This window comes from Pseudomonas sp. Colony2 (assembly GCF_019382755.1).
Classification (GTDB): domain Bacteria; phylum Pseudomonadota; class Gammaproteobacteria; order Pseudomonadales; family Pseudomonadaceae; genus Aquipseudomonas.
Genome location: NZ_CP080030.1, coordinates 4,240,585 through 4,248,760, shown reverse-complemented (window position 1 = coordinate 4,248,760; position 8,176 = coordinate 4,240,585). Strand labels below are relative to the sequence as shown.

The 8,176-nt window shown below is 63.9% G+C and carries 5 protein-coding genes; all 5 read left to right on the top strand.

Annotated features, from left to right (window positions below; genetic code table 11):
* The first annotated feature begins 141 nt into the window (after positions 1–141).
* A complete protein-coding gene (locus JV201_RS16715) occupies positions 142–2,679 on the top strand; it encodes an acyl-CoA dehydrogenase (protein ID WP_219405743.1) in 2,538 nt (845 codons plus the stop codon).
* A gap of 160 nt (positions 2,680–2,839) precedes the next feature.
* The gene (locus JV201_RS16710; protein ID WP_177028331.1) at positions 2,840–4,183 is read left to right on the top strand and encodes a 3-oxoacyl-ACP reductase; all 1,344 of its coding nucleotides are present in this window, start codon (positions 2,840–2,842) and stop codon (positions 4,181–4,183) included.
* A 2-nt stretch (positions 4,184–4,185) separates the two neighbouring features.
* Positions 4,186–5,076, top strand: coding sequence for a MaoC/PaaZ C-terminal domain-containing protein (locus JV201_RS16705; protein WP_219405742.1), 891 nt, complete (start codon positions 4,186–4,188; stop codon positions 5,074–5,076).
* Positions 5,073–6,371: an acetyl-CoA C-acetyltransferase gene (locus JV201_RS16700; RefSeq protein ID WP_102369297.1), complete on the top strand. Its 1,299-nt coding sequence runs from the start codon at positions 5,073–5,075 to the stop codon at positions 6,369–6,371. Before JV201_RS16705 ends, JV201_RS16700 begins: the two co-directional genes overlap by 4 nt.
* A 31-nt stretch (positions 6,372–6,402) precedes the next feature.
* On the top strand, positions 6,403–8,106 hold the full coding sequence (locus tag JV201_RS16695; RefSeq protein WP_219405741.1) for an AMP-binding protein: 1,704 nt from the start codon (positions 6,403–6,405) through the stop codon (positions 8,104–8,106).
* Positions 8,107–8,176 lie beyond the last annotated feature (70 nt).

The following is an 8,176-nucleotide window of genomic DNA, read 5'->3' as shown; positions in this document are numbered from 1 at the left end:
TTTTTTCGCCCAAGCATTAAATAAAAATTTCAAAACAAAATTTGAATTTATCTTTTCAAGTTTGTAGTGTGGCTTTACGTCACAGGTCATTCCGATCTGCCCGGGCGTTTGCCGTACCCTGAATTGAGTAGAGGTATCCCCATGGTTATCTGGTTATTGGCGGGACTCGCAGCAGCGATCGCCCTCGCGTATCGACAAGCTGCCGCCACGCTCTGGCTGGGTGCCGGCCTGGTCTGGCTGGCGGCCGGTTACCTGTTCAACGCAGTCGCCGGTTTCGGCGCCGGCGTGGTGGCGGTGCTGGTGGTGTTGCCAGCGCTGCTGCTGACGATCAAACCCCTGCGCCGCACCCTGTTGACCAGCAAGGCCCTGGGCCTTTTTCGCGGCATCATGCCGGCGATGTCCGACACCGAGCGTGCTGCCATCGAGTCCGGCACCGTGTGGTGGGACGCCGAGCTGTTCAGCGGCAAACCGCGCTGGGAACGCCTGCTGCAAGCCGCACCGGCCAGCCTCAGCGCTGAAGAACAGGCTTTCCTCGACAACGAAGTGGAGACCCTGTGCGACATGTCCAACGACTGGGAAACCACCCAGGTCTGGCAAGACATGTCCCCCAAAGGCTGGCAGTACACCAAGGATGCCGGCTTCCTCGGCATGATCATTCCCAAGCAGTACGGCGGCAAAGGCTTCTCCCACTATGCGCATTCGCAAGTGGTGATGAAGCTCTCGACCCGCTGCTCGGCGGCGGCGATTTCAGTGATGGTGCCCAACTCCCTGGGCCCGGCCGAACTGCTGCTGCACTACGGCACCGACGCCCAGCGCAACTACTACCTGCCACGCCTGGCACGGGGCGAAGACATCCCGTGCTTCGCCCTGACCAGCCCGTATGCCGGCTCCGACGCCGGCGCGATTCCAGACCTGGGCATCGTCTGCAAGGGCATGCACGAAGGTGAGGAAGTGCTGGGTTTCCGTGTGACCTGGGACAAGCGCTACATCACCCTCGGCCCAATCGCCACCGTGCTCGGCCTGGCCTTCCGCGCCGAAGACCCGGACGGTCTGCTCGGCCAGCCGGGTTCCCTGGGCATCACCTGCGCGTTGATCCCCACCACCCGTCCGGGGGTGAACAGCGGCCGGCGTCACTGGCCACTCAATGCCGTATTCCAGAATGGCCCGACCACCGGCAAGGATGTGTTTATCCCGCTGGAATGGGTGATCGGCGGCCGCGAGCAAGTCGGCAACGGCTGGCGCATGCTGATGGAATGCCTGGCGGCTGGCCGGGCGATTTCCCTGCCGTCGGCCAACGTCGGCCTGGGCAAGGTGGCTGTGCGCGGCACCACCGCTTATGCGGCGATGCGCAAGCAATTCGGCCTGCCCATCGGCAAGTTCGAAGGCGTGCAGGCGCCCCTGGCGCGCATGGCCGGGCATCTGTATGCCTGCGACGCGGTGCGCAAAGTCTCGGTAGCGTCACTGGATGCCGGTGAAAAACCCTCGGTGATCTCGGCCATTGCCAAGTATCACGTTACCGAGCGGGCACGCATCATCGTCAACGACGGCATGGACATCGTGGCCGGCAAGGGCATCTGCATGGGGCCCAACAACTTCCTCGCCCGGGCCTACCAGCAAAGCCCCATCGCCATCACGGTGGAAGGCGCGAACATCATGACCCGCTGCCTGATCATCTACGGCCAGGGCCTGATCCGCTGCCATCCGTATGTGTTCCGCGAGATGGAAGCGGCGCGCAACACGGACCGGCGCAAGGCCCTGGTGGATTTCGACAGCGCAATGTTCGGTCACCTGAGCTTCGTGCTGGCCAATACCGTGCGTGCCGCAGTGTATTCGCTGACGGGCGGGCGGTTGATTTCCGTGCCGGGCAAGACCGATCCGGCGTTGGCGTCCTACTACCGCCAGGCCAATCGGCTGTCGGTGGTGTTGGCGTTGATCTCGGACATTTCCATGGGCGTGCTGGGCGGTGCCCTCAAGCGCAAGGAAAGCATCACCGGGCGGCTGGGGGACATTCTGTCCCAGCTGTACATCCTGTCCTGCGTGCTCAAGCGTTTTGAGGATGATGGCCGGCCACAGGCAGATTTGCCGCTGGTGCATTGGGCGGCCCAGGACGCGTTGCTGCGCGCCCATGAGGCCCTGGCCGAAGTGCTCGACAACTACCCGTCGAAAGCCGCGGCGGCGGTGGTGCGTGGCTTGACGTTCCCGTTCGGTATTCCACAGCGCAAACCGTCGGATCGCCTGTTGGCGCAAGTGGCGGAGCTGGTGCAGGTGCCGGGGGAAACCCGCGACCGCTTGCTGGGCAATTCCTACATTCCTCGGCCGGAAATCGACAAGCTGGCTTACGGCGAGCTGGCCTTGCGCCTGTTGCCGCAAGTGGAGCTGATCGAGGCGCGGCTCAAGGGGGCGATCAAGCAAGGCCTGATCGAGCCAATGCCGATTTCCAGTGCGGCGTTTACTCCGTGGCGAGTCAAGGCGCGGGCGCTGGACCTGATCAGCGAGGAAGACGACAGCTTGCTCGCGCGCTATGTGGAGTATGGCGATCACGCGATCCAGGTGGACGACTTCCCGCAGGACTTCGGTTTGCTGGAAGCCTTGCAACAGCGCCAGCAGGCGCTGGAACAGGCCGCCAAACCGAGCGCAAGACGCCGCGCCAACCAAGGCGAAAACGCGCCGGTCAACTGACTGGAACTGGAGGAACACGACCCCTGTAGGAGCTGGCTTGCCTGCGATAGCGTTGGTTCAGTGCCAGTTGCATTGGCTGACACACCGCAATCGCAGGCAAGCCAGCTCCTACAAGGATCGGGTTTCCATGGCAACACCGTGTTTGTGAGTGAGTTTATCCATGAGTGACAGCTACCTTTCTTTCGTCAATTCCCCCTGGGGAGCCTGGCTGGCCCGCACTGCCGGGCTGCCCCAACCCCTGGCATTGCAACGTCACCGCAGCGGCCAGCAAGGCCTGGCCAACCCGGTAATCGTCGCGGGGGTAGGGCGCCTGGGGGCGCAAATCCAGCGCATCTTCACCGCCACCGATACAGTGACCGCCACCGCTGCGACCCTCAAGGCACCCTCCACGGTCAAGGTCCAGGGCGCCGTGTTCGACGCCAGCGACATTGCCGACCTCAAGCAGTTGGACGAGCTCTACGAATTCTTCCACGCCAACGCCAGGCGCCTTGGGCAGCACGCCCGGGTGGTGGTGCTCGGCACCGCGCCGGAGTTGTGCAAGGACCTGCCCCAGGCCATTGCCCAGCGTGCCCTTGAGGGCCTGGTGCGTTCGTTGGCCAAGGAGTTGCGCCGGGCGATCACGGTGCAGTTGATCTACGTCGCACCGGGTGCCGAAGACGGGCTGGAAAGCAGCCTGCGGTTCTTCCTGTCGCGGCGCTCGGCCTATGTCTCGGGGCAGGTGGTGCGCCTCGAAAAACCCGTCGATAGCCCAACCGAAATCAACTGGGACAAACCCCTCGGAGGCCGCCGTGCCCTGGTCACCGGCGCCTCCCGTGGCATCGGCCTGGCAATCGCCCAGGTGCTGGCCCGCGATGGAGCCCATGTGGTCTGCGTGGATGTGCCCCAGGCCCAGGATTCGCTGCAGCAGGCGGCCGGCAGTGTCGCAGGCACCGCACTGGCGCTGGACATCACCGCCACCGATGCCGCGCAGCAGTTGCACGCCCATGTCAGCCAACACGGTGCATTCGACGTGGTGGTGCACAACGCCGGGATTACCCGCGACAAGACCATCGCCAAGATGACTGAGACCGCGTGGCGCAGCGTACTGGCGGTCAACCTGGAAGCACCGTTGCATCTGAGCACGGCGCTGCTGGAAAGCCAGGGCCTGAATCCGGGCGGGCGGATCGTGTGTGTCTCATCGATTTCCGGTATCGCCGGCAACCTCGGGCAAAGCAACTACGCCACCTCCAAGGCCGGGGTGATCGGCCTGGTACAAGGCCTGGCCCCGCAGGCGGCGGCGCAGCAAGTGACGGTGAATGCCGTGGCACCGGGCTTTATCGAAACCCAGATGACCGCGAAGATCCCGCTGATGATTCGCGAAGCGGGGCGGCGGATGAACTCGATGTCCCAGGGCGGGCAACCCATCGACGTGGCAGAAACCATCGCCTGGCTGGCGCATCCGGCATCCGGCGGGGTCAATGGCCAGGTGGTGCGGGTCTGCGGCCAAAGCCTGTTGGGAGCCTGAGCATGGACTATGTGACGCAGATTATTGACCCGCCGCCCTCGCGCTCGCGGCTGTTGCTGGACGGGGTATTGGGGCTGCGCAAACCGAAGCTGGAAGGCGAGCCGACGTTGCCGAAAGAACGCCTGGTGCGTTCGGCCGTCGAGCTGTCTGCCCAAGGGATCGCGGCTTACGGTCGGGCCTGTGGTTTCCGCCATGAGCAAGGCGTGCCGCTGTCCTATCCCCATGTGCTGGCGTTCCCCTTGCACCTGATGCTGCTGACCCGGCCGAGTTTCCCGTACCCGGCCAGCGGCATGGTGCATTTGGCCAATCGCATCCGCCAGCATCGACGGCTGGAGGCGGGCCAGGCCTTGCGCCTGGAGGTGTATTGCGAACGCTGGGTCGCCCATCCCAAGGGCCAGGCCTTGAGCATCGCCACCCGTGCCTACAGTGCGGGCACCCTGGTGTGGGAGAGCGACAGCCTGTACCTGCGGCGTGGCGTAAACGCGCCGGTCGGCGAACCGTGGGACGACGCGTTGCCGTTGCAGGAAGAAGGTTTGCTGCGCACTCAACGCTGGATGCTGCCGGCGGATCTGGGGCGGCGTTTCGCCAGGGTCTCGGGGGATTTCAACCCCATTCATACCTCGGTGATCGGCGCCCGATTGTTCGGTTTTCGTCGGGCCATCGCCCACGGCATGTGGACCCTTGGCCGCGCCTTGGCCGCCCAGCAACCCCCCGGCGGACTGGACCAGGCCGAGGCCCATTGCGACTTCAAGCTGCCGATCTTCCTGCCCGGCCAGGTGGCGCTGTGGAACGTTCCGCCAACCGGCCCGCGCCGTGAGTTTGAAGTGCGTAATTTCGCCGGTGACAAACCCCATATGCGTGGGCTGTTTATCTGGAATGAGACCGATCGATGAGTGACTACAGTTTCAACCCGGCCCCGACGCGCCGCGTGGCGATTATCGGCGGCAACCGTATCCCGTTCGCCCGCTCCAACACCGTGTACGCCCATGACAGCAACCAGGATCTGCTGGTCGCCGCCCTGCAAGGCCTGGTGGACCGCTACAACCTTCACGGCCTGCGCCTGGGCGAGTTTGCCGCGGGTGCGGTGATCAAGCACTCCCGGGATTTCAACCTGGCCCGGGAAAGCCTGCTGTCTACCACACTGTCTCCCGAAACCCCGGCCTACGACCTGCAACAAGCCTGCGGCACCGGCCTGGAAGCGGCGTTGCTGGTGGCGAACAAGATCGCCCTTGGGCAGATCGAAGTGGGCGTTGCCGGTGGTTCCGACACCACCTCCGACGCGCCCATCGGCATCAACGAGTCCCTGCGCCGCACCTTGCTTTCAGCCAATCGCGCCAAGGGCACTGGCGCCAGGTTGAAGGCCTTGATGGGTGTGCGCCCGTCGATGTTCTTCAAGCCGCTGCTGCCGCGCAATGGCGAGCCGCGCACCGGCTTGTCCATGGGTGAACACTGCGAGGAAATGGCCAAGCGCTGGCAGATCAAGCGCCTGGCCCAGGACGAGTTGACCCTCACCAGCCACCAGCGGCTGGATGCGGCGTACAAGCAGGGTTTCTTCGATGATTTGATCAGCCCGTATCGCGGCCTGGCCCGGGACAACAACCTGCGGGCCGACGCCAGCCTGGAGAAACTTGCCGGCTTGTCCCCGGCCTACGACCGCCAGAACGGCACGCTCACCGCCGGCAACTCCACGCCCCTGACTGACGGCGCGTCGGTGGTGCTGCTGGCCAGCGAGGAATGGGCCGCCGAGCGCGGCTTGCCCGTATTGGCGTACCTGCGAACCGGTGAAACAGCTGCGGTGAATTTCGTCGACGGCACCGAAGGCCTGCTGATGGCCCCGGCCTACGCCGTGCCACGCATGCTCAAGCGCGAAGGCCTGACGTTCGCCGACTTCGATCTGTTCGAGATCCACGAAGCCTTCGCCGCTCAGGTGCTGTGCACCCTCAAGGCCTGGGAAGACCCGGATTACTGCCGCGACCGCCTGGGCCTCGACGCGCCGCTGGGCAGCATCGACCGCAGCAAGATGAACGTCAACGGCGGCTCCCTCGGCTGCGGCCACCCCTTCGCCGCCACCGGTGGCCGGCAACTCGCGGCACTGGCCAAGGCGATCCACCAGCGTGGCGGCGGCCGCGGCCTGATTTCGATCTGCGCGGCGGGCGGGTTGGGCATTACCGCTATCGTCGAAAAGTAGTTCCCACCATAAAAACAACAAGGAGACTGCCATGAACGCTGTAAGCCTGGAACAGACCGAACGCCTCTGGTTGAACGCTTACCTGCCCGGCGTACCGGCAGACATCGATGCGGGCATCGAGGACTACCCGTCGTTGCGCGAGGTATTCCTGGAGCACCTGCACAAATTCCGCGACCGCGTGGCCTACGTCAGCATCGGTACCGAAATGACCTACGCCGACTGGGAGGTGCAGGGCATCGCCTTTGCTGCGTGGCTGCAAGCCCAGGGTGTGAAGAAGGGCGACCGGGTGGCGCTGATGATGCCCAACTGCTTGCAGTACCCGATCTGCCTGCTGGGCACGATCCTCGCGGGTGCGGTGGTGGTCAACGTCAACCCGCTGTACACCGCCCGGGAGCTTCAGCATTTGCTCAAGGACAGTGGCGCAGAGACCCTGGTGATCTTCGAAAACTTCGCCCACACCCTGGAGAAGGTGGTGGCCGCCAGTACCGTCAAACGTGTGGTGGTTGCGGCCATCGGTGACCTGCTCGGCACCTTCAAGGGCGCGGCGATGAACTTCATCCTGCGCAGCGTGCAGAAGCAGGTGCCGCGTTTCAACCTGCCGGGGGCCGTGCGTTTCAACCAGGTGTTGAAACAGGGACGCGGGCAAACCCATCTCGCCGTGCCGATGAACCGCGAAGACCTGGCCTTCCTGCAATACACCGGCGGCACTACCGGCGATGCCAAGGGCGTCATGCTCAGCCACCGCAACATCATCGCCAACCTGTTGCAGGCCAAGGCGTGGGTCGGTGATCAGCTCGATCAGAACCAGCAGGAAACCAACGTCACCCTGCTACCGCTGTACCACATCTTTTCCCTGACGGTGAACTGCCTGATGTTCATGTGCCTGGGCGGGCGCAACATCCTGATCGCCAACCCACGGGATGTGAAGCGGGTGCAGATGATCCTGCGCAAGGAGCGTTTCAACGGGATTGCCGGGGTGAATACGCTGTTCAACGGCCTGCTGGAAAACAAGGAGTTCTGCGCCCGGGATTTTTCCGATTTGCGCATGGTGATCGCCGGCGGCATGGCCACCCATACCGCTGTGGCCAAGCGCTGGAAGGAAGTCACCGGCTTGCCGATCATCGAAGGCTACGGCCTCACTGAATGTTCGCCGGTGGTGAGCATCAGCCCCATCGACATCTCACGCATGCGCGAGATGGAATTCACCGGCAGTATCGGCGTGCCGTTGCCGTCGACCTGGGTGCGGTTCATTCGTGAGGACGGTGAGTTGGCGGAACTGGGCGAGCAGGGCGAACTGCAAGTACGCGGCCCGCAGGTGATGCAGGGTTACTGGAAACGCCCGGCGGAAACCGCCGAGGTGCTGGATGCCGAAGGGTGGCTGTCTACCGGGGACATCGGGGTGATGAATGAGCAGGGCTTCATCCGCCTGGTGGACCGCAAGAAAGACATGATCCTGGTGTCCGGGTTCAACGTGTACCCCAACGAAATCGAAGACGTGGTGGCGTTGCATCCCGGCGTGGCGGAAGTGGCGGCGATCGGGGTTGAGGATGGGGTGACCGGCGAGCGGGTCAAAATCATCGTGGTGCGCAAGGACCCAAGTTTGACCCAGGAGCAGATTCTGGCGCATTGCCGGGAGTATTTGACGGGGTACAAGGTGCCGCGGTTTGTCGAGTTTCGTACGCAGGAGTTGCCCAAGACGACGGTGGGCAAGGTGTTGCGCCGGGCACTGCGCTAAGCCTTANGATCGTTCCCATGCTCCGCGTGGGAACGCCTCTTGTGACGCTTTGCGTCACGCTTTGGACGCG